Raw genomic sequence first — 26,645 nt, forward strand, 5'->3', positions numbered from 1 at the left:
CAGTGCCCAAGTTCTGTGGCTGCGCCCGCGATCAGTCGAGACCGCGCGCGGCCAGGGTTTCGGCGAAGCCGTCGGCCACGGCCAGCGCCGCCAGTACGGTCGGGACGATCAGCACCCGCGGTCCGGGGCGCAGGCCGCGCGCCCGGCGCGCCTGATCCACCTGACCGAAGATCTCCGCGATCAGCGGGATGGAGCGGATGGTCAGCGCCAGTGCCAGGGCGATCAGATCGGTGCGCACCCCCAGCCGGGCCAGCGGGCGCAGGCCGGTCATGATGGCGTCGAGCATGTCATTGGTGCGGGTGGTGAGGGTGACCACCGCCGCCAGTGCGATGGCGGCGGCCAGCACGGCGCACACCACCAGCGCCCGGTGCCAGTCGGTGAGCACGGTCTGAATCACCATCAGGAACACCACCAGCCACAGGGCGCCCTTCATCAGCGGCCAGGCCCGCCGGGGGCCGATGCCGGCCAGCACGAAGACCGCGATCACGGCACCGGCGGTCACGGCCGCGCCGACCAGGTCGTGCACACAGATGCTCATCGCGATGATCGCCCCGAACAGGGCGAGCAGTTTCAGTCCGGCCGGCAGCCGGTGGATCGGTGAGTGCCCGGGCACATAGGTGCCGATCACGCTCACGAGCCCATCAGCTTCCGGTAGTGGTCCACCGCCGGGCCGGGTGCGTCGTCGGCGACGATCCGGCCGTCGTCGATCACCAGCACCCGGTCGAAGCCGGTGAGCATGTCCAGGTCGTGGGTGAGCACGATCAGCTGTTCGTCCAGGCCGGTGAGGGCCCGCTGCAGCATCCGGCTGTTGCGCAGGTCGAGCATGGTGGTCGGTTCGTCGGCCACCAGGATCCGCGGGCCGATCACCATGATCGAGGCGAGCGCCAGCAGCTGCTTCTGGCCGCCGGAGAGCGTGTGCGAGGGCTGGTCGGCCTGGTCGAGGAGGCCGAAGTCGGCGAGTACGGTGCGGGCCCGTTCGCGGCGCTCCCGCTTGTCGCCGATCGTGCGGGTCAGTGACAGCTCGATGTCCTCGGCGACCGTCGGCATGATGATCTGCCGGTCCGGGTCGGCGAAGATGAAACCCACGTCGCGGCGCACCGCGCGCTTGTTCTTGGCCACGTTGCGGCCATTGACGGTGACGGTGCCGCTTTCGGGCAGGATGAGCCCGTTCATCATCCGGGCCAGCGTCGACTTCCCGCTGCCGTTGGCCCCGATGATGCCGATCCGGTGTTCGGTGAGCTCCACGCTGATCCCGTGCAGGACGGGCCGGCCGTCGAACGAGTGCCCGACGCCGTCGAAAGCGATGGAGTTGCCGGTCATGGTTGCGCGGGAACGGCGGTGCGGCGCAGCCGGATCGGCGGGATCAGGCCCGGCCGGCCGCGGTGCACCTGCTGGGCGACCAGGGCGGCCACGGCGGCCTTGAGTAGGTCGCCGATGATGAACGGACCGTTCACCGCGGCGGCGGCGCCGACGCTCATGTCGGCGCGCACCATCAGCCAGATCGAACCGATGACGTAGACCAGCAGGGCGCCGCCGAGCGCGTTGATCACAAAGCCCAGCCACAGCCGGTAGCGCGGCATCATCATCGCGGTGGCGAGGCCGATCACGAATGCGGCCGGCAGGAAGGCGACGAAGAAGCCGCCCGTCGGGGAGCTCAGCGAGACCATGCCGGTGCGGCCGCCGGCCAGGATCGGCAGGCCGGCCAGCGCCAGCACCATGAAGATGAGCACCGCCAGGGTGCCCTTCTTGGGACCGAGGATCGCACCGGCCATCATCACGCCCATGCTCTGCAGGGTGATGGGGACGCCGCTGGACAGATTGAGCTGCCCGGGGACGCCGAGGACGGCGATCAGCGCGGCGAATACCGCGGCTTGCGTCAGGTCCGCGACCGACAGGGAGAGTCTCTGCACGCCATCAGGGTATTCCGCGGCCCGGGATGCGATCATCCGCCCTACTACTTCGGACGGAAGTCACTACAGTGGGTCCAGCCGATCAGGAGGTCCGATGACGCCGCCAGAGCCCTTCCATCCCGAGCTGCGGCGTGCACGCTGGATGCCCCGGGCCTCGATCGGGCCGCGCACCACCCGGTTGCTGCGGCTGCCGATCCCCGGCAGCCGGCGCACCCGCGGGGTGAGGGTCGAGACCGTCACGGCGCCCGGCCCGGCCGGGGATCTGAAGCTGCGGGTGTTCCGACCCGAGGATGCCGCCGGGCCCCGTCCGGCGCTGCTGTGGATGCACGGCGGCGGTCTGCTGATCGGGGCGCCCGAACAGGACGACGAGCACAACCTCGAACTGGTCCGGCGGCTGGGCATCGTCGTCGTCGCACCGCGGTACCGGCTGGCACCCGAGCATCCGGGGCCGGCGGCGATCGACGACGTCACCGCGGCGTTCCGGGCGATGGTCGACGGCGCGGCGCGGCTGGGGGTGGATCCGGAACGCATCGCGATCGGCGGGGCCAGCGCCGGCGGTCTGCTCACCGCGGCGCTCGCGCAACGGCTGCGCGACGAGGGCGGCGCCCAGCCGGTGTTCCAGGTGCTGGTGTATCCGATGCTCGACGACCGGACCGTTCTGCGCACCGACATCGACGAGAGACATGTGCGGCTGTGGACGGCCAAGAGCAATCGTTACGCCTGGCGCGCGCATCTGGGGGAGGCGGCCTTCGGTGAACGGGTGGACCCGTATCTGGTGCCGGCCCGCTGCGCGGATCTGTCCGGGCTGCCGCCGGCGTGGATCGGGGTGGGTTCGCTGGACCTGTTCCGCGACGAGGACGCGGCGTACCGGGATGCGTTGCGCGCGGCGGGCGTGACCTGCGACTGGCTGGAGGTGCCCGGCGCCTTCCACGGCTTCGACGCACTGTTCCGCCGGGCCGGGGTGAGCCGGGAGTTCCTGGGCGCGCAGGCCGAGGCGCTGCGGGGCGGCCTGCGCGGCGGGGAAACGGAACGATGATCACCGGGGGACGGCGATGAAGACCAACCAGCTCTTTCGTGACGGCTTCTTCAAGGACGCCGATTTCGACTTCGCCGTGCGCTGTGTGCTCGGCGGCTGCGCCTTCGGTGCGGCGGAGGCGGGGGAGGTGCTGGCGACGATCGACGGGGTGCGCTCGGGCGATCACCGGCACTGGTTCGACGCCTGGTCGTCCACCGCGCAGCGGGTGCACCAGTTCGCCGACGACCAGGCCGCCGCCGGGAACCGGGTGAGCGCGGCCGGCGCCTACCTGCGGGCCGCGAGCTACTTCGGGGTGGCGGTCGACGCGGTGAGCGCGCTCGGCGACGAGGAGTTGCTGCTGCCGGCCTTCCGTCGGCACCGGTCCGCCTGGGACGGTTTCGTCGGGGCCGTGGACGTGCCGGTGGAACCGGTGGCGATCCCGTACGGCGAGAGCACCCTGCCCGGCTTCCTCTTCCGGCCGGTCGGAACGGTGCGGCCGCGGCCGACTGCGGTGATGGTCAACGGCAGTGACGGGGCGATCAGCAGCATGTGGGTCAACGGGGCGGCCGGTGCGCTCGCCCGCGGCTGGAATGCGCTGGTCTTCGACGGGCCCGGCCAGCAGTCGATGCTCTTCGAGCGCGGGGTGGGCTTCCGGCCCGACTGGGAGGCCGTGCTGACCCCGGTGGTGGACTTCCTGCTCACCCGCGAGGAGGTGGATCCGGCCGGGCTGGTGGCGGTGGGGATCAGCCAGGCCGGCTTCTGGGTGCCGCGGGCGCTGACCGTGGAGAAGCGTTTCGCGGCCGCGGTCCTCGATCCCGGGGTGGTCGACGTGGCCGCCTCGTGGGAGAAGCATCTGCCCGGCTCGCTGATGTCGTTGTTCCGCAAGGGAGATCGGCATGCCTTCGACCGGGACATGGCCCTGGGCTTCAAGCTCTCGGCGAGCAGCGAGCGGACCTGGCGCTTCCGCGCCCGGCCGTACGGTGCCGGCGGGTACTTCGACACCCTCGCCGAGGTGAACCGCTATGCGCTGACCGCACAGCAGGCGGCGGAGATCGAGACCCCGCTGCTGATCACCGCCCCCGAACGCGAGCAGTTCTGGCCGGGACAGTCCGCGCAGCTGGCGCAGTGGGTGAGCGGCCCGGTGCAGGTGCTGCCGTTCACCGGCGCCGAGGGCGCCGACTTCCACTGCGAGCCGATGGCGCGCACCCTGGTCGACGCGCGGGTCTTCGGTGAGCTGACCGAGCTGATCGAACGTCACTGAGCGGACTATTCGGCCTGCACGAAGTCCTGAGTGCGGATCAGCAGCAGCGCCGCCGCACCGCCGACGATCGCGACGATGCCGCTGATCAGGAACAGCTCGTTCATCCCGTCGGTGAAGGCGGTGCCGATGGCATCGCCGAGTTCGGCCCGGTGCTGCGCCGGAGCCTCGGCGATCACGCGGGCCTGCTCGCCGCCGGTCACCGCCTGGGCGACGGCGTGCAGGTCCACGCCGTCGGCGGCGTCACCGCTGAGCCGGCTGCGCAGCCCGCGGACGATCGATGACGAGAAGACGGTGCCGTAGACGGCGATACCCACCGCGATGCCGACCTGCCGGAAGGTGTTGTTGACGCCCGAGGCCATCCCGGACCGGGCGACCGGCACCACGCCGACGGCGGTGGAGGCCAGCGGCGGGTTCACCAGGCCTGCGCCGACACCGGCGACGATGAAGCCGGCGATGAGGTGGGTCCAGGTGGAGTGCTCGTCCAGGCCGAGCATGCTCAGCAGACCGGCGCCGACCAGGATCAGGCCCGGGCCGATCATGGCCCGGGCGGGCAGCTTGGCGGTGAGCCGGCCGGCCACGGTGGCGACGATCATGGTGACCCCGGAGAACACCAGCAGCCGCACTCCGGCGTCGAGTGCGCTGTAGCCCAGCTCGTTCTGCAGATACAGCACGAGGTAGAGCATCATCGCGAAGAACGAGCCGTTCATGCAGAACGCGGCGACGGAGCCGCCCAGGAAGGTGGGCACCCGGAACAGATCCAGGTCGAGCATCGGCTGGCGCACACGCCATTCGAGGAGCGCGAAGCCGATCAGCAGGACGGCGGCGACGACGAAGCACCAGATCGCGGTGCTATCGCTCCAGCTGCTCTCACCGGCCCGGGTCACCCCGTAGACCAGGGCGAACAGTCCGCCTGTGAAGGTGAGCATTCCGGCCCAGTCGACGCGGCGCGCCTGTGGGGCCTTCGACTCGGGCATGGCGAGGAAGGTGAGGACCAGGGCGATGACGCCCACCGGCAGGTTCACGTAGAAGATTCCGCGCCAGCTGATGCCGGTGGTGATGGCGCCGCCGAGGATCGGGCCGACGGCCGTCGCGATGCCGGTGATGGCACCCCAGACGCCGAAGGCGATTCCGCGGTCCCGCCGGTCGGTGAACGTGGCCGCCAGAATCGCCAGGGAGGTGGCGAAGAGCATCGCCCCGCCGATGCCTTGTGCGGCACGGGATCCGATCAGCATGTCCGGACTCGTCGCGGCACCGCACAGCACCGAGCCCCCGGTGAAGACCACCAGGCCGATGGCGAAGACGAGGCGCCGGCCGAATCGGTCGGACAGCGATCCGGAGGTCAGCAGCAACGAGGCGAGGGAGAGTGCGTAGGCGTCGGTGATCCACTGCAGCTGGGTGAAGGAGGCGCCCAGATCGCGCTCCATGTCGGGCAGCGCCACCATGACGATGGTGACGTCCAGCAGGAGCATGAAGGTGGCCAGGCAGACGACGACGAGCGTCCACCACTTGCGGTTCACCGTGGCCTCAGATGTACAGCGCGGGTTCGGCGTAGGGGTCGATGATCTCGCCGGCCGGACGGGACTTCGCCGCCACGCCGACGGCCACGTAACCGGCCGGAACATCGTGCACCACAACGGCGTTCGCGCCCACCTTGACATCGTCGCCGAGGGTGACCGGGCCGAGCACCTTGGCGCCGGCGCCGATCAGCACCCGATCTCCGACGGTCGGATGGCGCTTGCCCTTGTTCATGCTGGTGCCGCCGAGCGTGGAGCCGTGGAACATCAGCACGTCTTCGCCGATCTCGGCGGTCTCGCCGATCACCACACCCATGCCGTGGTCGATGAAGAATCGCCGTCCGATGGTGGCACCGGGATGGATCTCGATGCCGGTGAGGAAGCGCGCCGCCTGAGAGAGCAGACGGGCGGGGAGCCGCAGCGGCAACGTCGAGATCCACATGCGGTGTGCGACCCGGTAGAACCAGAGTGCGTGCACACCGGGGTACGACAGCGCCACAACGAGTGTGGAGCTGGCGGCCGGATCTCGGTCGCGGGCCGCCTGCAGATCCTCACGCAGGGTGCGCAGCAACGGCCGCCGCGGCTCCTCGCTCATCAGTCCACGAGTCCTTCGAAGAGCGGGGTCGAGAGGTAGCGCTCGCCGAAGTCGGGCAGCACGACCACCACGGTCTTGCCCTCGAACTCGGGCCGCTTGGCCACGTTCACGGCGGCGGCGAGGGCGGCGCCGGACGAGATGCCCACCAGCAGGCCCTCTTCGGTGGCCGCACGACGGGCCCACTCGATGGCGGTCTGGGCGTTCACGTCGATCACCTCGTCGTACACCGCGGTGTCGAGGACCTCCGGCACGAAGTTCGCACCCAGACCCTGAATCTTGTGCGGACCCGGCTCGCCGCCGTTGAGGATGGCGGACTCCTCCGGCTCCACCGCGAAGATCTTCACGCCGGGCTTGCGCTCCTTGAGGACCTGACCGACGCCGGAGACGGTGCCGCCGGTGCCGATACCGGAGACGAAGGCGTCCACCTCGCCGTCGGTGTCGGCCCACACCTCTTCGGCGGTGGTGGTGCGGTGCGCGGCGAGGTTGGCGGGGTTGGCGAACTGACGGGCCAGCACGGCGCCGGGCCGCTCGGCGGCGATCTCCTCGGCCTTGCGGACTGCGCCGGCCATACCCTCGGCGCCGGGGGTGAGCACCAGTTCGGCACCGAAGGCGCGGAGCAGGGCGCGCCGCTCCTTGGACATGGTCTCCGGCATGGCCAGGACCACGTTGTAGCCGCGGGCGGCGCCGACCATGGCCAGGGCGATGCCGGTGTTGCCACTGGTCGCCTCGACGATGGTGCCGCCGGGCGGCAGCGTGCCGTCGGCCTCGGCGGCGTTGATGATCGAGACCGCGATCCGGTCCTTGACCGAGTTCGCGGGGTTGTAGAACTCGAGCTTGGCGAGCACGGTGGCGCCCGCGCCGTCGGTGATGCGGTTGAGCCGGACGAGGGGAGTGCGTCCGACCACGGCGGTGACATCCTCGTAGAAGTTCTGAGCCACGGTGCTTCCTCTTCGCGTCGGGGGCCGCCGTCGGGGCGGTCCGCGGGTCATGTTTTCTTCGGCGGTACTCGCGGGCGGTGCCGACGGCACCGGCGAGGCCTGCTTACGAGCCTAGAGGACGCGAACCGGCACCGGCGCCGGACCGCCGCCGTTCCGAGCGCTGCGTGATGCCTTCGCTGCCACTACTCTGATCTCACGGTAATAAACAAAGTCTACTAATAGTAGACATGTAGAGAGGTGGCGTCAGTGGTGCAGACGGTCAAGGGAGTCGTCTCCCGGTCCAAGGGTGATCCGACGGAACTGGTCGATGTGGTGATTCCGGATCCGGGCTCGAGGGATGTGGTGGTCAAGGTCCTCGCCTGCGGGGTGTGTCATACCGATCTCGCCTACGTCAACGGCGGGATCACCGACGAGTATCCGTTCCTGCTCGGGCACGAAGCGACCGGTGTGGTCGAAGAGGTGGGATCGGACGTCTCGCATGTCGCCGTGGGCGATGTGGTGGTGCTGAACTGGCGGGCGGTGTGCGGCGAATGCCGAGCCTGCCGGCGAGGCCGGCCCTGGTACTGCTTCGACACCCACAATGCGAGTGTGCCGATGACGTTGACCGACGGCACCGTCCTCACCCCGGCCCTGGGCATCGGGGCCTTCGCCGAGAAGACCCTGGTGCACGAAGGGCAGTGCACCCGTGTCGATCCGGCCGCCGATCCGGCGGCCACCTGTCTGCTCGGCTGTGGGGTGATGGCCGGACTCGGCGCCGCGATGAACACCGGTCGGGTCGGTCGCGGGGACTCGGTGGCGGTGATCGGCTGCGGCGGAGTGGGCGACGCGGCGATCGCCGGTGCGCGGCTCGCGGGAGCGTCGACGATCATCGCGGTGGACCGCGATCCCGCGAAGTTCGAGTGGGCCACGGCGCTCGGGGCCACGCACACCGTGGTCTCGGCGGGCACGGACGAGACCGCCGAGGCGATCCGGGAACTGACCGGCGGCCACGGCGCCGATGTGGTGATCGATGCGGTCGGCCGTCCGGAGACCTACGAATTGGCCTTCTATGCGCGCGATCTGGCGGGCACGGTGGTGCTGGTGGGCGTCCCGACTCCGGAGATGCGGCTCGAGCTGCCGCTGGTGGACTTCTTCTCCCACGGCGGCGCTCTCACGTCGTCCTGGTACGGCGACTGTCTTCCCGAACGCGACTTCCCGATGCTCGTCGACCTCTACCTGCAGGGCCGGCTGCCGCTCGGCGAGTTCGTCACCGAGAGGATCGGCATCGACGGCATCGATGCGGCCTTCGAGGCCATGGAATCCGGGCGGGTGCTGCGCTCGGTGGTCGAGCTCGGCACGGTTTCCCACCCGTAAACGCCGGTGTCACTGATCCGAAACATCTGGTCGGTTTCATAGCAGATGACAAAGTCTACTAAGGCGAACCGGCCGCTGACGGGGCCGGTCCGCCGCGGATCTCAGGAGAAGCACATGACCGTACAGCAGCAGGCCCTCGCGTTCCGGGTGACCGCCGACGCCTGGAAGGACATCCCGGTGATGCCGCAGGAGGAGTTCCCGGGGACCGACGGCCGTATCGGGGACGTCTACGAGAACCCCGAGGGCAGCCCGATGTGCGCCGGTTACTTCGAGCTCCGGCACACCGACGAACCGCTCTACTACGAGTACGAGTACGACGAGATGAAGGTCGTTCTCGAAGGTGAGTTCCTGCTGGAGAACAAGGAGACGGGGCAGAAGACGGTCGCCAAGGCGCGCGACGCGATCTTCTTCCCCAAGGGCTCCAAGATCTACTTCAGCACTCCGGACTATGCGCTGGCCTTCTACACCGGCTACCGCGACGCCAGCCTGCTCTGATCCACGGCCTCGATCGAGGAGATGAGCGCGATGAGTCAGATCGCCTACTCGAGCATCCCGGTCTGGGCGCGTCCCTCGGTCACCGATGAGCCGGTGGCCGAGGGGGCGGCGGGCGAGGGCATGCCTTCCCCGCCGCAGCCGGCCGGCGGCCCCGGCAGTTCCCGGCTGCTGATCGCCGTCGGCCGCGACGGCGCCGCTGCGGCCGCGGGCTGGCAGCACCTGCTGGGCCAGAGCAGTGCCCCCGTGCATGCGGTGCCGGCCGACGACGTGCAGACCGCTGCGGCGGGTCTGCGGTCGGCGCTGTCCCAGGCGCGCGTGGGGATCCGGGTGCTCATCGCCGGTTCCGCGGGCGACTGTCTCGCCCTGCGTGCCGTCGCACTCGGCGCGGGCCTGGCCGACGACGAGATCGCGGTCGCGCCCTGTGGGGGCGGACCGATCGAGGTGGCCTGCGCCCACTGCGGTGCCGCGACCGCCACCTCCGCCGGCGTGGGCAGCGTGATCAGTTGCGCAGGCTGCGCCGGCCGGCTCGTCGTCTACTACCACGTCTCCCGGCGCAGCGGCCGCTTCCTCGGCTACCTCGTCGATGCCGAAACCCTTCCGGCAGAACAGGAACCCCGCTGATGAGTACCAGCCTCACCGAGTCCCCGGCGGCCAGGCCCGTCACGCGACCGCCGGACACCCTGACACTGACCGTGACCGCCATCGCGCAGTCGGCGCCGGCCATCCGCTCCTTCACCCTGGCCGCCCCGGACGGTGCCGCATTGCCGGGATTCGTTCCGGGAAGCCACCTGACGGTCCAGGCGGGTGCGGTCGCCAACGCCTACAGTCTCACCGGCGACGGCATCCGCCCCACCGAATACACGATCTCGGTGCTTCGGCTGCCCGACGGATCCGGCGGATCCCGCTACCTGCACGACGAGGTGCGGGTCGGCGACGAACTGTCTGCCGAACTGCCGCGATCGGCCTTCGCTCCGGTCGGCGTCGCCACGAAATACCTGCTCGTCGCCGGCGGTATCGGGGTCACACCCATCCTCTCCCACCTGCGGTCGGCCCGTCGCTGGGGCCGTGCGGTGCAGGTGCTGTACACCTTCCGGGCCGGACAGGCCGCGCACATCGACGACGTCGTCGAGCTGAGCGGACCGGCCGCGGAACTCTTCGACGAGCAGCAGGCGTTCACCGAACGGCTGGCGCAGGCCCTGCACGAGCAGCCCATCGGCACCCACCTGTACGTGTGCGGACCCGGGCCGATGATGGACCATGTGGTCGGCGCGGCCGAGCAGGCCGGCTGGCCGCCGTCGCGCATCCATCTCGAACGGTTCGGCGCCGGACACCTCGACGACGGAGAGCCGTTCACCGTGTCGCTGTCCGAATCCGGTGGCACCGTGCAGGTTCCGGCCGGCACCAGCATGCTCGAAGCCCTCGAGGAACACGGTGTGTCCGTGCCCAGCCTGTGCCGCAAAGGCGTCTGCGGCCGATGCCGGACCCCTCTGCTCGGCGGTGCCGCAGTGCACCGCGATCTGTACCTGACCGACGCCGAGAAGGCCGCGGGCGAGGCGATCATGCCGTGCGTCTCCCGCGGTGAACGCGACTGCACCCTGGAGGTTTCACTATGACCGTCACCGATGCACGCCCGGCCGGCGGCGGCGCGACCGCCGGCTTCCCGTTCCCGTTCCCCGAAGCGAACTACCGCTACAGCACCAACGTCGAGCCCGCCGACGGGCCGGTGACCACCGATGCCGGGTCCTGGGGTGCGGCACTGGTGGACGTCGACGGAGAGTACCGATCCGAGCTCGCCGAACGGGCCGCCATCCTGGCCGCCGATCCCTCGCGCTGCCAGGTGCTGCCGCATATGGCGCCGGCGGCCTGGGACGCCGTGCTCACCCTGATGGGAGAGCTGGCCCAGGCCGATCCGGAGAACATGGCGCTGCGACGGCTGTCGGCGGACGCCTGGTCGTGGACCAATCGGCTGCTCGGCGAGGAGATCGAGTTCACCTACGGCGACCTGACCACGCTGCCGGCAGAACCGCTGCGCTACATCGGGTCCCAGGTGCAGGAGGACATCGTGCTGCTCGACCAGCGCGATGACCAGCTGTTCGCCGACGCCGGGCTGGTCACCTTCGCCGCCGACTGGAGCTTCGGCTTCGACGTGGGGATGAGCTTTCTGGAGATTCACGGGCCCGTGCCGCGGGTGCGGCGCGAGGGCGTGATCACCCGCGCCCACGAGTTCATCAAAGGCCTGCAGCCGCACCGCCCGTACCGGCGCACCAACTGGTCGATGACCATCGGCCGGCGGCTGGACGTCTCCACCGAGACCTATCCGCAGTGGGGTCCCGACCGGGAGCTGATCCGAACCGTCGACGACGAGACCTTCGGCCGGCTGGTGCACCTGCGGGTAGAGGTCCAGCACCTGGTGCGGCTGCCCGATTCCGGTGCGGTCATGTTCCTCATCCGCAGCTATCTGCTTCCGCTCGAGCGACTCGCCCAGGTGGAGCCGTGGCGGCTGCGGACCGCCGCAGTGCTCGCCGAACTGCCCGAGGACATGGCCGACTACAAGGGCATCATCAAGTACAAGGACCGGGCCGCGCAGTGGCTGGCAGACCATCCCGGTGGCGGCGAACCCTCCGGTCCCGGCCCCGAGGCGAGCGCCGACGCCGACGACCCGGACCGCGGGCTGCCGCGCTGGCCGGCCGCGCCGGGCCCGGTCGACACCGACGCCGCCGGCTTCCTGGTGGTGGCCGTCGGGCACGAGGCGAGCACCTCGCACACCGCGATGGTCTGGGTGAACGCAGCCAGGGCGGTGGCGCCGACCCGGCTGCTGGTGCTCGACGACCTGGCCGACGCCGACGACCTCGATCGGCTGCGCGATGCGCTGCGCGCGGCGCACATCGGAACCCGCATCCATGTGACCGGGAGCCAGTTCGACGTGATGGTGGCCCTCGCCGTCGCCCGCGAGGAGGGGGCGATCGCCGGTGAACTGTCCGCATTCCCCACCGCCACCGACGATCTGCCGCTGTTCTGCGCGCAGTGCCGCGGCATCCACCGGGTGACCGCCGCTCCCGGCGACCGGGTCCGATGTCCGGGCTGCAGCCGCGCCGTCACCGTTCACCGCCAGCACTCGGCGCAGCGCGGCGCCTTCCTGGCCGCGGCCGACGACGACGCCCGGCTCGCACCGGAACCGGCGGCGCGGGAGTCGGCGGGGGCGATCCGATGACCGCCCTCGTGCCGCCCCGGCACGCCCACGAGCATCCCGCCTACCGGACGGGGGCGCGCACCATGCGGGTCTGCCAGGCACGCGCACTCACCGCGACGGTCACACATTTCCGGTTCGAGGCGATGAACGGCGGCCCGCTCGCGCCCTACGCGGCGGGCAGTCACCTGATCGTCAGTGCCGGCGACCATCGCAACGCCTACTCGCTGGTCGACGACGGGTGGTTTCCGCAGTCGTACGGCATCTCCGTGCTGCGCCGTGGTGAGGGCGGCGGCTCGGACTGGCTGCACGACCATCTGGCGGTGGGCGACCTGGTGGAGATCGAAGGCCCGCGCTCGATGTTCGCGCCGGTCACCGACCAGCAGCATGCGCTGCTGGTGGCCGGCGGAATCGGCGTCACACCGATCCTGTCCCACGCCCGGGCCATGCGCCGCAACGGGGTGAGCGCCGAGATCCTGTACTCGTACCGGCCCGGCTGCGCCGCGCACCTCGAGGACCTGCGCGCGCTGGCCGCCGATCCGTCGATCACGCTGCACGAGGTGACCGGCGCCGGGGCCACCGAGGATCTGCTCGCCGGACTGTTCGCGAGCCAGCCGCTGGGCACCCACGCCTACGCGTGCGGGCCGCCGGGCTTCCTGGACGTGTACACCGCTCGGGCCGCGGAGGCCGGCTGGCCGTCGGCCCGGGTGCACCTGGAGCGGTTCACCGCACCCGAACAGGACGCGGGGGAGCCGTTCACCGCCCGGCTGACCGGCACCGGCGAGGTGATCGAGGTGCCCTCGGGAGTGTCCCTGCTCGACCGGCTGCTCGAGCGCGGCATCGAGGTGGACCACATGTGCCGGCGCGGCGTGTGCGGCCAGTGCCGGATCCCGGTGACCTCCGGGAGGGTCGAGCACCGCGATCTGGTGCTCTCCGAGGACGAGCGCCGTAGCGGGGACAGCATGCTGTGCTGCGTCTCCCGCGGACACGAGATCGAGGTGGACCTGTGACCGGAACCTCAGCACCCGCGCACTGCGCGCACCTGCCGTGGCCGTTCCCCGACGACCTGACCGTCTTCGACTATTCGGTGAACGTGGAGCCGGCCCGCACGCCGCGCCGCACCCGGGCCGGCGAATGGGGCGCGCATCTGGTGGATCTCGGCGGCGACCGGTATCCGGAGATCATGGCCGAGCGCCGGCGCATTCTGGACGCGGATCCCGGCCGGGTCCGGATCGGTGCCGGCATGGACCAGGCGTGCTGGGAACTGCTGCTCTACTACCTGCGCGACCTGGCGCTGTCGTACCCGGAGTCGATGACCTTCACCGAGGACGCGTGCGGGCGATGCCGCTGGCGCAACGAGATCCTCGGCACTGCACAGGACTTCGTCGTCGGCGACGGCGCCTCGCTGCCGTACGGGCCGATGGAGTTCCTCGCCCGCGAGATCCCCGACGATCTGCTCCTGGTGACCGAACGCGATTCCCGGCTGTACTTCGATGCGGGCGTGGTGACCTTCGCGGCCGGCTGGTCGGTGGCCTTCGACGTCGGCATGGACATGTACGAGATCCATGCGCCGGTGCCGCGGATGCTGCGTGCGGGCATCGTCGCCCGGGCCGAGCAGTTCCTCCGGTCGCTGCCGGCCGACCAGGTGTACCGGCGGGTCAACTGGACGCTGTCGGCGTCGGATTCGGACAAGCTCGACGTCAGCCTGGAACAGCGGCCCGAGTGGGCCGGGGACATTCCGTCGATGCTCGCCGACGGCGACTTCGGCCGGGCCCGGCTGCGGATCGAACTCGAGCACTTCATCCGGCTTCCCGCCTCGGGGGCGGTGACCTTCAACATCCGCACCTTCACCGCCGGCCTCGACGAGATCCGGACCGTTCCCGAATGGGCCGCGCAGCTGGCCACCGTCATCGAGACGCTCGCCGACGACATCGCCTCGTACAAGGGCTTTCTCGACTACCGCGACGACGTGGTCGCGTATCTCCGCGGCGCCTGACGCCGCGGAGTCTTTCCCTCCGGACCCGCACGGGTTCTCCGTCCGAAAGGCGTTTCATGGAAGCGATACTCTCCGCACACGCGGATCTGGCCTGGATGCTCGCGGCCTTCACGTTCGTCATGCTGATGATCCCGGGGCTGGCGCTCTACTACGGCGGCATGGTCGGCGGCCGCAACATCTTGAACATGATGTCGATGGTGCTGATCACCCTGGGCATCACCTGCGTGGTGTACGTGGTCTACGGCTACGGCATGGTCTCCGGGCCCACCGCCTGGGATGCCGGCGTGGTGGGCAATCCGGCCGACTTCATCGGTCTGGGCGACTGGATGGCCGACGACGGCTCGGGCGGTACGCAGACGCTGTACTTCGCGGCGTGGTTCATCCTGTTCGCGGCGATCACCATCGCGATCGTGGCATCGGGTGCGGCCGGCCGGATGAAGTTCTCCGCCTGGCTGCTGTTCGTCCCGGTGTGGCTGACGCTGGTGTACTTCCCGGTGGCGCACTGGGTGTTCGCCGTCGACGCGGACGGCTATCAGGGCGGCTTCCTGGTGAACGACATCGGTATCCACGACTACGCCGGCGGCACGGCGGTGCACATGAACTCGGGCGTGGCGGCGCTGGCGCTGGCACTGGCGCTCGGGGCGCGGCGGCGTCGTGCGGAGCGGCCGAACAACGTGCCGCTGGCTCTGCTCGGCGGCGGCATCCTCTGGTTCGGCTGGTTCGGTTTCAACGGCAGCTGCGCCGGTGGCGCCAACTTCACCACACAGGTGGTGATCCTCAATACGCTGCTCGCCGGCGGTGCGGGCATCCTCGGCTTCGCGGCGCTGGAACGGTACCGGGAGGGGCACGTGACCTCGCTGGGCATCATGACCGGTGCGATCGCCGGTCTGGTGGGGATCACCCCGTCGGCCGATACGATGACCCCGCTCGGCGCGCTCGGCGTGGGCATCGCCGCCGGTGCGGTCGTGGCGCTGGTGCTGAGCTTCAAGGCCCGGATGAAGGTCGACGACACTCTCGACGCCTTCGCCGTGCACGGGATCGGCGGCATCGTCGGCACCCTCTGCATCGTGCTCTGGGCATCGGATTCGGCGCCGGCCGGCGTGCAGGGCGTACTGCTGGGCGGCGATGCCGAGGTGGTCTGGAAGGAACTGGCGGGCATTCTGATCACCTGCGCGTACTCCTTCGTGCTCACCTATCTGATCGCCAAGGCGATCGACAAGACCATCGGACTGCGGGTGGACACCGAAACCGAGGTGGCCGGCCTGGATCCGACGGTGCACGCCGAATCCGCCTACGAGATCCCGGCCTCCGGGCTCGGCGGCGGCCCGGGCGGCGCGGCGCCGCAGATCGCGCATGCCAGGCACGCGCTGGCCGGTGACGGGACCACGACCTCCTCACCCTGATCCGGCCGGCGCGTCCGGCATCGCGCAGGCGGGGCCCACCACGGCGGTGGGCCCCGCCGCTCCCGTCTGCAGGGGCCTTCGGCGGAGTCTCCCTAACCCAGGTCTCACCGGCGCGAAACACACTGGAAACAGCGCGGGTGTCTACTAGCTGTAGACACTGATTCACCGTAGTTAACGAACACTTGGGAGTGCTCATGACCACGACCGCGATCCCCGACACAGAGATCCCCGGCACCGAGACCCTCGCGCAGCTCTGCCAAGCCCATGGGACGAAGTTCATTCTGGCGATGTTCGTCGACCTGCGCGGCAAGCCCTGCGCCAAACTCGTGCCCGTCGAGGCCGTCGACGAACTGTCCACCGACGGCGTCGGCTTCGCAGGCTACGCGGTCGGCGCGATGGGCCAGGAGCCCAAGGATCCCGACCTCGTCGCCGTGCCGGATCCGTCGTCGTTCCTGCCGCTGCCCTTCATCAAGGAGGGGCTGGCCCTGGTGCACTGCGACCCGCACGTCAACGGCGAGCCGTGGCCGTTCGCCCCACGCAACATCCTCAAGGCGCTGGTCGCGCAGGCCGGTGATGCCGGCTTCGAGCCGTGGGTGGGCGCCGAGGTGGAGTACTTCCTGCTCAAGAAGGCCGCCGACGGCACCCTGGTCACCGCCGACGATCACGACGACTCCGATCAGCCCTGCTACGACGTGCGCGGCCTGACCCGCATGTACGACCATCTGACGGCGGTCTCGTCGGCGATGAACCAGCTGGGCTGGGCCAACTACGCCAACGATCACGAGGACGGCAACGGGCAGTTCGAGCAGAACTTCGCCTACGACCGGGCGCTGGTCACCGCCGACCGGGTGGTCACCCTGCGGTACCTGCTCTCGACGATCGCCGCCGAACGCGGCATGGTCGCCACGTTCATGCCCAAACCCTTCGCCGACCGCACCGGCACCGGGCTGCACCTGCACATGTCGCTCACCAGCGGCGGCAGTCCGGTCTTCCCGACGGTGGCCGGTGAGGACCGGCGCGGACTCGGCCTCTCCGACACCGCGTACGGCTTCATCGGCGGAGTCCTCGAGCATTCCGCCGCGCTGCAGGCGCTGATGGCACCGACTGTCAACTCCTACAAGCGAACCGGCGGCACCTCGGTTCGGTCCGGCTCGTCGTGGGCGCCGCGCACCCCCACCTACGGCGGTAACGACCGCACCCACTACGTGCGGATTCCCGACGATCAGCGGGCCGAACTGCGCGGCGGCGACGGCGCGGCCAACCCGTATCTCGCGATCGCCGCAGCCCTGGGCGCCGGACTCGACGGCATCAAGCGGAGCCTGGATCCGGGTGCGCCCGGCAGCGCCCCCGAGCACGTCGGCACCCTGCCGGTCACCCTGCTGCATGCGGTCGAGGCGCTCGAAGCCAGCCCGGTGATCACCGGAGTGCTCGACGCGGCACTGCCCGCCGACTGGCCGGCGCAGCAGCCGCGGGTCTCCGAATACTTCTCCACCCTCAAGCGCGAAGAGTTCTTCGCCTGGCACGCCGACGTCTCCTCGTGGGAGGTCGACAAGTACCTCACCGCCTTCTGACCCGAACCACCACCTCAGCAAAGGACGTACCCCATGTGCGGAATCGTTGGACTTCATCTGCGGAACCCGGAACTGTATCCGCAGCTCGGCACCCTGCTCAGCGACATGCTCGGCGAGATGCAGGATCGCGGCGCCGATTCGGCCGGCATCGCCGTCTACGGCAACGAGAGCTGGTCGCCGGCCGGTCAGGCCACGGTCTGCCTGCTCGACGTGGCCGCCGACCCGGCTGCGGTGGCCGCCGATCTCGGTGCGGCACTGGGTACCCCGGTGCAGGCGCAGTTCGTCGATCAGACGCTGGTGGTATCGGCGGCCGTGCCCACCGACGACCTGCTCGCGGTGGCCCGGGCCGGCTATCCGGGTGCGCTGGTGGCGGGCTTCGGTGAGGACCTGACCGTCCTCAAGGGCGTCGGCGCCCCGCGAGATCTGGTCGACAGCTGGGGGCTGCGCTCGGCGTCGGGCTGGCAGGGTGTGGGCCATACCCGGATGGCCACCGAATCGGCGGTCACCCCCTCCGGCGCACACCCGTTCGCCGTGGGCCCCGAGCAGTGCCTGGTGCACAACGGATCGTTCGCCAACCACGCCACCATCCGCCGCGAACTGCGCGCGGCGGGGGTGCACTTCGACAGTGAGAACGACACCGAGGTGGGGGCGCGCTTCGTCGCCCACCAGCTGGCGGCCGGCAAGAGCGTCGAGACCGCATTGAAGGAGGTCTGCGCACAGTTCGACGGGTTCTACACGCTGGTGGTGTCCAACCGGGACTCCTTCGCCGTGGTCCGCGACGCCATCGCCTGCAAGCCGGCGGTGATCGCCGAGACCGACGACTGGGTGGCGATGGCCAGCGAGTACCGCGCGCTCGCCGGGCTGCCCGGCGTGGACCGGGCCCGCATCTGGGAGCCGGAGCCGGAGGTGGTCTACGCATGGACGCGCTGACCCTGGTCCCGGACGTCGCCGACCGTCCCTCAACCACCATCGACCAGCCCGAAGCCGCGAAAGGTCAGGACATGAGCAACACGCACCACTTCGATCTCGCCGAAACCTCGCTGCGCGAGGTCAATTCGGCCCTCCACGCCGCCGTCGACGGCGAGTTCGTCATCGACAATCCGGCCGGTGCCCACGCCGTCGCCGCCGGGATCGACGCCCCGGTCAAGGTGACCGTCGACGGTCACGTCGGCTACTACGCCGCCGGCATGAATCAGCAGGCCGAGGTGGTGATCACCGGCAACGCCGGTACCGGGGTCGGCGAGAACATGATGAGCGGCACGGTGGTGGTCAAGGGCAACGCCTCGCAGTCCGCGGGGGCCACTGCGCACGGCGGGCTGCTGATCATCGAAGGCGACGCCGCGGCTCGCTGCGGCATCTCGATGAAGGGTGTCGACATCGTCGTCGGCGGCAGCGTCGGTCACAACAGCGCCTTCATGGCGCAGGCCGGCCGGCTGGTGATCCGCGGGGACGCGGGGGAGGGGCTCGGCGACTCGATCTACGAGACCCGCATCTACCTGCGCGGCGATGCCGGATCGCTGGGTGCCGACTGTGTCGCCAAGCCGATGCGCGCCGAACATCTCGACGAGCTCGCCGGACTGCTCAAGGCCGCCGGCTTCACCGACGACGACCCGGCGTCTTACACCCGCTACGGATCGGCCCGACAGCTCTACCACTTCCACAGCGACAACAGCTCCGCGTACTGAGCACCGACCGCCGGACTCTTGAGGAGGAGACCATGACCGAGATGAGCTTCGAGCAGCGTGGGCTGCGCGAATCCGCCACCTTCGACCGCACCACCATCGCTGCCATCCAGCGCGCCGCCGAGACCGGCATCTACGACATCCGGGGCTGGGGCGCCAAGCGCGCGCTGCCGCACTTCGACGATCTGCTCTTCCTGGGCGCCTCCATGTCGCGGTACCCGCTCGAGGGCTACCGCGAACGCTGCGGCACCGACGTGGTCCTCGGTACCCGGAACGCGAAGTATCCGCTGCACCTGGACATCCCGGTCACTATCGCGGGGATGAGCTTCGGTGCGCTCTCCGGACCGGCCAAGGAGGCACTCGGCCGAGGTGCCAGCGAGGCCGGCACCTCCACCACCACCGGTGACGGGGGCATGACTCCCGAGGAGCGCGGTCAGTCCAAGCAGCTGGTGTACCAGTATCTGCCGTCGCGCTACGGGATGAACCCCGACGACCTGCGCAAGGCCGACGCCATCGAGGTGGTGCTGGGGCAGGGTGCCAAGCCTGGCGGCGGCGGAATGCTGCTGGGACAGAAGATCTCCGAGCGGGTGGCGGGCATGCGCACCCTGCCCGAGGGCATCGATCAGCGCAGCGCCAGCCGGCACCCGGACTGGACCGGACCGGACGATCTGGCGATCAAGATCCAGGAGCTGCGCGAGATCACCGACTGGGAGAAGCCGATCTACATCAAGGTCGGCGCCACCCGCACCTACTACGACGTGAAGCTGGCGGTGCACGCCGGCGCCGACGTGGTGGTGGTCGACGGCATGCAGGGCGGCACCGCCGCCACCCAGGAGGTGTTCATCGAACACGTCGGCATCCCCACGCTGGCCGCCATTCCGCAGGCGGTGCAGGCGCTGCAGGAGCTCGGCGTGCACCGACGGCCGGGAAAGGAGGGTGTCCAGCTGATCGTCTCGGGAGGCATCCGCAACGGCGCCGACGTGGCCAAGGCGATGGCGCTCGGTGCCGACGCGGTGGCCATCGGCACGGCCGCCCTGATCGCTCTGGGCGACAACGACCCCCGCTACGAGGCCGAGTACGCCGCGATCGGCTCGGCGGCCGGCTACTACGACGACTTCCAGGACGGCAGGGATCCGGCCGGCATCAGCACCCAGAACCCGGAGCTGGCGGCGCGCTTCGATCCGATCGAGGGCGGACGACGGCTCGCCAACTTCCTGCGGGTGACCACCATGGAGGCGCAGACCATCGCCCGCGCCTGCGGCAAGGCGCACCTGCAGCACCTCGAGCCGGAGGACCTGGTCGCCATCTCGATGGAGGCCGCGGCCATGGCCCGCGTCCCGCTGGCCGGCACCGACTGGATTCCGGGGGCCGGACTGTGAGCGCGGCGCAGACGGCGCAGGTGGTCATCGTCGGCGGTGGCCTCGAGGGCGTGGCGGCCGCATGGGCGCTGAGCCGGCGCGGGGTGACCGACGTCGTGGTCTGCGAGTCCGGCACCGTCGCCGGCGGGATGACCGGCAAGTCGTCGGGCATCGTGCGGTGCCACTACGGAGTGAGCTCGCTGGCCGCGATGGCGGCGGCCGGGCTCGAGGTCTTCGAGAAGGCCGACCAGATCTTCGGCTCCGACATCGGCTTCCGGCAGACAGGCTATGTGGTGGGCGTCGGCGAGCCCAACGTCGACAATCTCCGGAAAAGCCTTGCCGCCCAACGAGCGGTCGGGGTTCAGACCGAGGAGATCGACCGCGACGAGGTGGCGAAGCTGTGGCCGACCGCCGACCTGGAGCCGTTCGCGGCCTTCGGCTGGGAGGAACGCGGCGGCTACGGCGACGCGTACCAGACCGCGCAGGCCTTCGCGGCGGCGGCCCGGGCGGGCGGTGTGACCATCCGGCAGTCGACGCCGGTGGCCGGGTTGCTCGTCGACGGCGAGACGGTGACCGGCGTGCGGCTCGCCGACGGCGGCGAGATCCACGCCGACACGGTGGTGGTGGCCACGGGTGCCTGGTCGAAGCCGTTCCTGGCGCCGTACGGGATCGACGTGCCGATCCGGGTGCACCGCGAGCAGATCGTGATGATCGATCCGGGCGTGGACCTGGGGCCGGTGCCGGTGTTCTCGGATCTGGTGTCGCTGCAGTACGTGCGACCGGATGTGCGCGGGGAGATCCTGTTCGGCAACAGCGATCTGCAGGAACTGGAGATCGCCGATCCCGACGCCTACCTGAACAAGGCGAACGACGACTTCATCGATCTGACCGTGGACAAGGTGGGCACCCGCTTCCCGGGCTTCCCGGAACCGGCGATCAGTTCCAGCTACGCCGGCTGCTACGACGTGACCCCGGACTGGAATCCGATCATCTCCCGTGGGCCGCTGGACGGCCTGGTGCTGGCGGTGGGCTTCTCCGGCCACGGCTTCAAGATCTCGCCGGCCGTCGGGGAACTGGTGGCCGACCTGGTGATCGACGGGCACAGCAACGATGCGCGGATCCCGGAGGACGACTTCCGGTTCAGCCGCTTCGCCGAAGGGGATCTGCTCACCACCCGCTTCCCGTACGTCGGCGCCGGCGAGATGCGCTGAGCCATGTGTTCACTGGCAGTAGACACAGTCTCTGGCTACTCTTGCCACGTGACTGACGAGCACCTCATCCGCAATCAGACCGGCGTGGCCCGGGACCGTTCCGCGGATCAGCCGGTGGACGAACTGGAGCTGGAAGGGGCGATCGCCGCCAATGTGCGTCGATTGCGCCGCCAGGCCGGACTGTCGGTGGGCGACATGGCGGTGAAGATCGGGATCTCGAAGGCGATGCTCTCGAAGATCGAGAACGCCCAGACCTCATGCAGTCTCAGCACGCTGGCGCGACTGGCCACCGCCTTCGACATCTCGGTCACCTCGCTGTTCCACGGCGCCGACCTGGAGCGGCCCGCGGTGTTCGTCAAGGCGGGGGAGGGGGCCTCGACCATCCGCGCGGGTTCGCGGGAGGGACACGAGTACCAGTCGCTCGGTTCGCTGCGCGGCGAGCACCGTCGGCTCGAGACGCTGCTGGTGACTCTCACCGAGGATTCGCTGACCCAGCCGCTGTTTCAGCATCCGGGCACCGAGTTCCTCTACATGCTCGAGGGCGAGATGGATTACGCCCACAGCCACTCCGTCTACCGGATGGCGCCGGGCGACTCGCTGCAGTTCGACGGCGAGGGCGCTCACGGCCCGGTCCAGCTCATCGAGCTCCCGATCCGCTTCCTCTCGGTGATCGCCTTCCCCGACGCCGCTGTCTGAGTCGCCTCAGCCGCGCTGATTGAACAGGTGCTCCGGCTCCAGCGGATGGTCGGCGGCGGCCGCGCGGAGCTTGGACAGCAGCGCCTCGGTGGCCTCGCGCTGGCGTCGCCGGCCGTCGACGATGTCCGCACCGTGTTCCGGGCAGGTCTCGGTCGCGTTCCACGGCCGCGTGCAGCGAGCGTGAAAGCCCAGCCAGCGATACTCCCAGCGCCGGATCTCGGCGAGATCGTCCGCGAACGGAAACTCGACCGGGTCCGGCGGGCAGTCCAGTACCAGTCGGAGGGCCTGCCGTTTGAGCCCGACTCCGCGCGCGCAGGCCCGGGCCTCGCCGAGGTTCACCGTCGCGGTCTCCGGGTCCGGATCGTCGCCGAACTGCTCGTCGAGCGCGGCGGCGCTCCACGCGGACTCCTGCTCCCGGTCCAGGCTGATCGCATACCGGATGATCTCCGGGTCGTTGCCCAGCAGAAAGGCCACCTCGTTGGCCGTGAGCGGCTCATCGAGGGTTTCCAGATGCATGAGGGTCAGGACCCGGGGATCGAGCATGCCGTCAAGGTAGCGCGCACCTGCGACATTCGATCCGGTCCATGACAAGGGTGCTCGCCGTTACCGTCGAAGTTGTGACCGATGCCGGACATAGCGAACTCACCCGCCGTCAGGCGCTCGCCGCTGTCGGGACCGCTGCCGCCGGTGCCGCCGCGCTGGGCGCCGGAGTCGCGGCGGCCCGGCCTGCCGGTGGGTCCGACGTGCAGGACGACGGCAACGGCCTCATCGTCGCCGGGAACGTCCGGCTGACCGTGATCACGCCGCGGCTGGTGCGCTACGAGTACTCGGCGCGGCGCCGGTTCGAGAATCGGACCACCATGCTCGCGCACAATCGGGCCGCGCGCAGCGGCGAGTACCGGGTGACGCGTTCCGGCGGCACGCTCACTCTGGAGACTGCCGCCCTGACCCTGACCTGCCCGGTCGGCTCGTTCGACCCCGCGGCGCCGCAGGTGACGCTGAAACACTCCGGTGCGCGCGTGCGCCCGGCCTGGCAGCCGGACCGGTACGTCCCGGCGGTCAGCGGAATGGTCTTCCTGGTCAACGCCTTCGAGAGCTGGCCGGCGCAGGTGCCGCCGCTGCCGCCCGGCAACCTCGGTGGTTGGCTGCGCTGCCTCGACGGTGTGCGCGACACGGTGAACCTGCAGCCGGGCCTGCTCTCCACACACGGCTGGTTCTTCATCGACGACTCGCAGTCGGCGCTGATCGGCGACGGCGACACCCCGGCCCGGCGGGCCGCCGACCCGCAGTACCGGGACGGCTACCTGTTCGCCTACGGCCGCGACTACCGGCAGGCGCTGGCGGACCTGCGGACGCTGTCGGGCGCCGCACCGATGCTGCCGCGGCAGGCCTTCGGCAACTGGTTCTCCCGCTACGCCCCGTACCCGGACGACTACTACCGCACCAGCCTGCTGCCCACGTACCGGGCCAACGGGGCCTCGCTCGACGTCCTCGTCGTCGACACCGACTTCAAGTCGCCCAACACCTGGAACGGGTGGAACTGGAATCAGCGGCTGTTCCCGAATCCGGCGCGCTTCTTCCGCTGGGCGCACGATCAGGACCTGGCGGTGGCGCTGAACATCCACCCGAGCATCTCCGGTGACGACGTGCAGTTCCCACTGGCGCAACGGCGTTCCGGCGGCGCACTCAAGGCGGCGCTCACCCCGGCATCCCGGTTCTTCTCGGCGCTGGGCAAGAACGTCAAGGGCGCCTTCGGACCGACCTTCGTCTGGGATCTGACCGACCGGCGCCAGGTCGACTCGTTCATGCGCGCGCACGATCCGCTCGAGAAGCAGGGTGTGGATCTGTGGTGGCTGGACTGGATCATCGACGAGGCCTACTCCGGGATTCCGCCGCAGGAATTGGCCGCCGACGTATGGATCGCCCGGGCCTACGGCCGGCGGCCGCGGATGCGGCAGACGCGCTGGCCGCTGCTGGCGCGCAACGGGGCGTCGTACTGGGACATGGTGGGCACTCGGCCGGGGCCATGGGGCGGTCACCGGTACACGATCCACTTCACCGGCGACACCTACGCGACGTGGGGGACGCTCGCCATGGAGGTGAAGTTCACCCACGCGGAAGGCAACATCGCCATGCCGTACGTCTCGCACGACATCGGCGGCTTCAAAGGGGAGACCGACCCGGAACGCTATGTGCGGTGGATGCAGTTCGGCGCGTTCTCACCGATCATGCGCATCCATTCGCAGAACCTGCAGACGCGGCGGCTGCCCTGGGAGTTCACGGCGCCGTACCGGCAGGCGGCGGCCGAGATGCTGCGCGTACGGTCGGCCCTGGTGCCGTACCTCTACACGGCGGGCAGGATCGCGCACGAGACAGGATTGCCGATGGCGCGCGGCATGTACCTGCATTGGCCGCATGCGCCGCACGCGTACCGCGCCGAGCATCAGTATCTGCTCGGCGAAGATCTGCTCGTCTCGCCGGTCGTGAAACCCGATGGTGCCGTGCAGGTCTGGTTCCCAGAGGGAACCTGGGTCAATTGCTTCACCGGCATCCGGGTGACCGGTCCGACGGTGAAGCGGATGCGTATGGGGCTCAGTGACGTTCCGGTGTACGCGCGGGCGGGGGCGACGGTCCCGGTGCGGGCCGCAGTATCACCGGCTGCAGCCACCGCGGCGCCGATCGCCCTGCGGGTGCACGCCGGAGCCGACGGCGTCTCCCGGCTCTACCACGACGACGGCCACTCTCACGAGCACCGGGACGGGGCGTATTCGTGGACCACGATGTCCTGGAACGACACTGATCGGGCGTTGACGACGGCCGTCGAGTCACCGACCGGCTTCGGCGGTCCGACCATCACCCGCGTCGACATCGTCGGATTGGGCGGGGCACCGACCGGGGTCATCGTCGACGGCCGGCCGGTGCCGGATAAGGACTGGTCCTATGATCCGCGGTCCCGGACCGCGAGTGCCGACGTCGTCGTGCATCCTGGCCAGACTCAGGCCGGCGGTTCGGACGTCCGGGCCTGAAGGCCGCGGGACCTGCGCGTCGGGATTCGAGTACGCGGGCCGCGCTCAGTCTGAGAGGTAGGCGAGCGCCGCGACCACCTGGGCCTTGGTGCCGATCTCCAGGGTGGGGTCGATGACCGGGGCGAAGAACGGAGAATGATTGGCGGGGATGTCGGAGGCGACGGTGCCGGCGTCGACCGCAGCCTGATAGCGCTGCGGGTCCACCGAGCCGATGAACCAGTAGTCGTACGGGATACCGAAGGCGGCGGGGATCGCGCTGAAGTCCTCCGAGGCGGTGACCGGCGGGGAGTCGAGTACCGCGTCGTCGCCGAAGTAGCCGCGGAAGGCCGCGGTGACGGTGGCGTTGACGTCGGCGTCGTTGCTGGTGAGGGGGAACTCGTCGTAGTACTCGAAGGTCGGTTCCTGCGGCGATCCGGCGGCCTGGCATTCGGCGCGCACGATCCGCTCGATGGCGGTGAGCAGCTGGGTGCGGACCTGCGGGTCGTAGCTGCGGGTGTTCAGGCGCAGCTCGGCGCGGTCGGGAATGATGTTGGACTTGGTGCCGGCGTTGAGGGCGCCGACGGTGACGACGGCGAACTGGTCGGGCGGGACCTCGCGGGCGACGATGCTCTGCAGGCGCATGACGATCGACGCGGCCAGCACCACCGGATCGATCGCCAGGTGCGGCATGGAGCCGTGCCCGCCGCGACCGAAGACGGTGATCTTGATCGACTCGGCCGCCGACAGGATGGGACCGGCCGCGGTGGCGATCCGGCCGGCCGGAAGCGGCAGAATGTGCTGCGCGAGAGCCACTTCGGGTCGGGGGATGGCGGCGACGAGGCCGTCGTCGATCATCGCGTCGGCCCCGACCCCGGTTTCCTCGGCCGGCTGGAACAGTCCGATGTAGGTGCCGTGCCAGGCGTCGCGGTTCTCGGCCAGCACCCGGATCGCGCCGATCAGGGCGGCGGTGTGCATGTCGTGGCCGCAGGCGTGCATCACGCCGTCGACGGTGGAGGTGTAGTCCAGTCCGGTCTGCTCGGTGACCGGTAGAGCGTCGATGTCGGCGCGGGCCAGCACGGTCGGGCCGTCGCCGTTCTCGATCACCACGACCCGCCCGGTGCCGCCGAAGCGCTGCACCGCCAGGCCGAGCCCGGACAGTTCGGTTTCGATGATCTCCGCAGTGCCGGTCTCCTGCATGCTCAGCTCGGGATTGCGGTGCAGACGCCGGTAGATCTCACGCTGCCAGTCGAGCTGCGGCTGGAGATTGTCGAGCAGGGAGTCGAGGTTCATACAGTCATCAGGGACTGCTGCACGGTTAGGTGACATCTGATCTGGCTTGCCCGGGAGGGCTGGCCTGGAAGGATGACATCGTGCCCAAGCCCTATCCCACCGAGTTCCGTGACGACGTTGTGCGCGTCGCGAGGAGCCGCGAGCCTGGAGTGACGATCGAGCAGA

Annotated in this window: 25 protein-coding genes; 17 read left to right on the plus strand and 8 right to left on the minus strand. The window is 69.9% G+C overall.

Annotated features, from left to right (window positions below; translation table 11 throughout):
• Positions 1-31: 31 nt before the first annotated feature.
• Genes ACJMNC_RS13790 through ACJMNC_RS13800 form a run of 3 tightly spaced genes read right to left on the minus strand, consistent with a single transcriptional unit; the run spans position 32 to position 1,946 of the window.
• Positions 32-634, minus strand: coding sequence for an energy-coupling factor transporter transmembrane component T family protein (locus tag ACJMNC_RS13790; protein WP_408948527.1), 603 nt, complete (start codon positions 632-634; stop codon positions 32-34).
• Positions 631-1,320 carry an energy-coupling factor ABC transporter ATP-binding protein gene (locus ACJMNC_RS13795; protein ID WP_408948528.1) on the minus strand — a complete coding sequence of 230 codons (690 nt, stop codon included), beginning with the start codon at positions 1,318-1,320 and terminating at the stop codon, positions 631-633. The genes ACJMNC_RS13790 and ACJMNC_RS13795 overlap by 4 nt, the downstream gene beginning before the upstream one ends.
• On the minus strand, positions 1,317-1,946 hold the full coding sequence (locus ACJMNC_RS13800; protein WP_408948529.1) for a biotin transporter BioY: 630 nt from the start codon (positions 1,944-1,946) through the stop codon (positions 1,317-1,319). The genes ACJMNC_RS13795 and ACJMNC_RS13800 overlap by 4 nt, the downstream gene beginning before the upstream one ends.
• Positions 1,947-2,004: 58 nt before the next feature.
• Here ACJMNC_RS13800 and ACJMNC_RS13805 point away from each other — a divergent pair, with 58 nt between their 5' ends.
• Positions 2,005-2,946: an alpha/beta hydrolase gene (locus tag ACJMNC_RS13805; RefSeq protein WP_408948530.1), complete on the plus strand. Its 942-nt coding sequence runs from the start codon at positions 2,005-2,007 to the stop codon at positions 2,944-2,946.
• 16 nt (positions 2,947-2,962) lie between these two features.
• Positions 2,963-4,186 (plus strand): alpha/beta hydrolase family protein, encoded by a 1,224-nt coding sequence (locus ACJMNC_RS13810; protein ID WP_408948531.1) that lies wholly within the window; start codon positions 2,963-2,965, stop codon positions 4,184-4,186.
• A 5-nt stretch (positions 4,187-4,191) separates the two neighbouring features.
• Here ACJMNC_RS13810 and ACJMNC_RS13815 read toward each other — a convergent pair whose 3' ends face one another.
• Genes ACJMNC_RS13815 through cysK form a run of 3 tightly spaced genes read right to left on the minus strand, consistent with a single transcriptional unit; the run spans position 4,192 to position 7,233 of the window.
• Complete coding sequence (locus ACJMNC_RS13815) at positions 4,192-5,703, minus strand: MFS transporter (protein ID WP_408948532.1); 1,512 nt, start codon at positions 5,701-5,703, stop codon at positions 4,192-4,194.
• Between the two features lie 7 nt (positions 5,704-5,710).
• Complete coding sequence (gene epsC, locus ACJMNC_RS13820; protein ID WP_408948533.1) at positions 5,711-6,295, minus strand: serine O-acetyltransferase EpsC; 585 nt, start codon at positions 6,293-6,295, stop codon at positions 5,711-5,713.
• The gene (gene cysK, locus ACJMNC_RS13825; RefSeq protein WP_408948534.1) at positions 6,295-7,233 is read right to left on the minus strand and encodes a cysteine synthase A; all 939 of its coding nucleotides are present in this window, start codon (positions 7,231-7,233) and stop codon (positions 6,295-6,297) included. The genes epsC and cysK overlap by 1 nt, the downstream gene beginning before the upstream one ends.
• Before the next feature lie 246 nt (positions 7,234-7,479).
• On the opposite strand from cysK, the gene ACJMNC_RS13830 reads away from it, so the two are divergent.
• From ACJMNC_RS13830 to ACJMNC_RS13895, 14 genes are all read left to right on the plus strand, one after another.
• Entirely contained in the window at positions 7,480-8,586 is a 1,107-nt protein-coding gene (locus ACJMNC_RS13830) for an S-(hydroxymethyl)mycothiol dehydrogenase (protein ID WP_408948535.1), read from the plus strand.
• A 114-nt stretch (positions 8,587-8,700) separates the two neighbouring features.
• On the plus strand, positions 8,701-9,081 hold the full coding sequence (locus ACJMNC_RS13835) for an ethanolamine utilization protein (RefSeq protein WP_408948536.1): 381 nt from the start codon (positions 8,701-8,703) through the stop codon (positions 9,079-9,081).
• 30 nt (positions 9,082-9,111) lie between these two features.
• A complete protein-coding gene (locus ACJMNC_RS13840; RefSeq protein WP_408948537.1) occupies positions 9,112-9,702 on the plus strand; it encodes a dimethylamine monooxygenase subunit DmmA family protein in 591 nt (196 codons plus the stop codon).
• Positions 9,702-10,694, plus strand: a complete 993-nt coding sequence (locus ACJMNC_RS13845; RefSeq protein ID WP_408948538.1) for a PDR/VanB family oxidoreductase — start codon at positions 9,702-9,704, stop codon at positions 10,692-10,694. The genes ACJMNC_RS13840 and ACJMNC_RS13845 overlap by 1 nt, the downstream gene beginning before the upstream one ends.
• The gene (locus ACJMNC_RS13850; protein ID WP_408948539.1) at positions 10,691-12,292 is read left to right on the plus strand and encodes a heme-dependent oxidative N-demethylase subunit alpha family protein; all 1,602 of its coding nucleotides are present in this window, start codon (positions 10,691-10,693) and stop codon (positions 12,290-12,292) included. Before ACJMNC_RS13845 ends, ACJMNC_RS13850 begins: the two co-directional genes overlap by 4 nt.
• On the plus strand, positions 12,289-13,278 hold the full coding sequence (locus ACJMNC_RS13855) for a PDR/VanB family oxidoreductase (RefSeq protein WP_408948540.1): 990 nt from the start codon (positions 12,289-12,291) through the stop codon (positions 13,276-13,278). The genes ACJMNC_RS13850 and ACJMNC_RS13855 overlap by 4 nt, the downstream gene beginning before the upstream one ends.
• Entirely contained in the window at positions 13,275-14,264 is a 990-nt protein-coding gene (locus ACJMNC_RS13860) for a heme-dependent oxidative N-demethylase family protein (protein ID WP_408948541.1), read from the plus strand. The genes ACJMNC_RS13855 and ACJMNC_RS13860 overlap by 4 nt, the downstream gene beginning before the upstream one ends.
• A gap of 56 nt (positions 14,265-14,320) precedes the next feature.
• Positions 14,321-15,667, plus strand: coding sequence for an ammonium transporter (locus ACJMNC_RS13865; RefSeq protein ID WP_408948542.1), 1,347 nt, complete (start codon positions 14,321-14,323; stop codon positions 15,665-15,667).
• Between the two features lie 194 nt (positions 15,668-15,861).
• Positions 15,862-17,238 (plus strand): type III glutamate--ammonia ligase, encoded by a 1,377-nt coding sequence (glnT, locus tag ACJMNC_RS13870; RefSeq protein WP_408948543.1) that lies wholly within the window; start codon positions 15,862-15,864, stop codon positions 17,236-17,238.
• Between the two features lie 33 nt (positions 17,239-17,271).
• On the plus strand, positions 17,272-18,168 hold the full coding sequence (locus ACJMNC_RS13875) for a glutamine amidotransferase (RefSeq protein WP_408948544.1): 897 nt from the start codon (positions 17,272-17,274) through the stop codon (positions 18,166-18,168).
• Positions 18,156-18,923, plus strand: coding sequence for a protein glxC (locus ACJMNC_RS13880; protein WP_408948545.1), 768 nt, complete (start codon positions 18,156-18,158; stop codon positions 18,921-18,923). Before ACJMNC_RS13875 ends, ACJMNC_RS13880 begins: the two co-directional genes overlap by 13 nt.
• A 32-nt stretch (positions 18,924-18,955) precedes the next feature.
• Positions 18,956-20,299, plus strand: a complete 1,344-nt coding sequence (locus ACJMNC_RS13885; protein ID WP_408948546.1) for an FMN-binding glutamate synthase family protein — start codon at positions 18,956-18,958, stop codon at positions 20,297-20,299.
• Positions 20,296-21,489: an NAD(P)/FAD-dependent oxidoreductase gene (locus ACJMNC_RS13890; protein WP_408948547.1), complete on the plus strand. Its 1,194-nt coding sequence runs from the start codon at positions 20,296-20,298 to the stop codon at positions 21,487-21,489. Before ACJMNC_RS13885 ends, ACJMNC_RS13890 begins: the two co-directional genes overlap by 4 nt.
• Before the next feature lie 3 nt (positions 21,490-21,492).
• Positions 21,493-22,185: a helix-turn-helix domain-containing protein gene (locus tag ACJMNC_RS13895; RefSeq protein ID WP_408948548.1), complete on the plus strand. Its 693-nt coding sequence runs from the start codon at positions 21,493-21,495 to the stop codon at positions 22,183-22,185.
• 6 nt (positions 22,186-22,191) lie between these two features.
• On the opposite strand, the gene ACJMNC_RS13900 is transcribed toward ACJMNC_RS13895, so the two are convergent.
• The gene (locus ACJMNC_RS13900; RefSeq protein ID WP_408948549.1) at positions 22,192-22,728 is read right to left on the minus strand and encodes a hypothetical protein; all 537 of its coding nucleotides are present in this window, start codon (positions 22,726-22,728) and stop codon (positions 22,192-22,194) included.
• A 74-nt stretch (positions 22,729-22,802) separates the two neighbouring features.
• Between ACJMNC_RS13900 and ACJMNC_RS13905 the strand changes: the two genes are divergently transcribed.
• A complete protein-coding gene (locus ACJMNC_RS13905) occupies positions 22,803-25,211 on the plus strand; it encodes a TIM-barrel domain-containing protein (protein ID WP_408948550.1) in 2,409 nt (802 codons plus the stop codon).
• A gap of 45 nt (positions 25,212-25,256) precedes the next feature.
• On the opposite strand, the gene ACJMNC_RS13910 is transcribed toward ACJMNC_RS13905, so the two are convergent.
• Entirely contained in the window at positions 25,257-26,480 is a 1,224-nt protein-coding gene (locus ACJMNC_RS13910; protein ID WP_408948551.1) for an amidohydrolase, read from the minus strand.
• Positions 26,481-26,645: the final 165 nt, after the last annotated feature.

The organism is Gordonia sp. VNK21 (assembly GCF_046098115.1).
Classification (GTDB): Bacteria; Actinomycetota; Actinomycetes; order Mycobacteriales; family Mycobacteriaceae; genus Gordonia.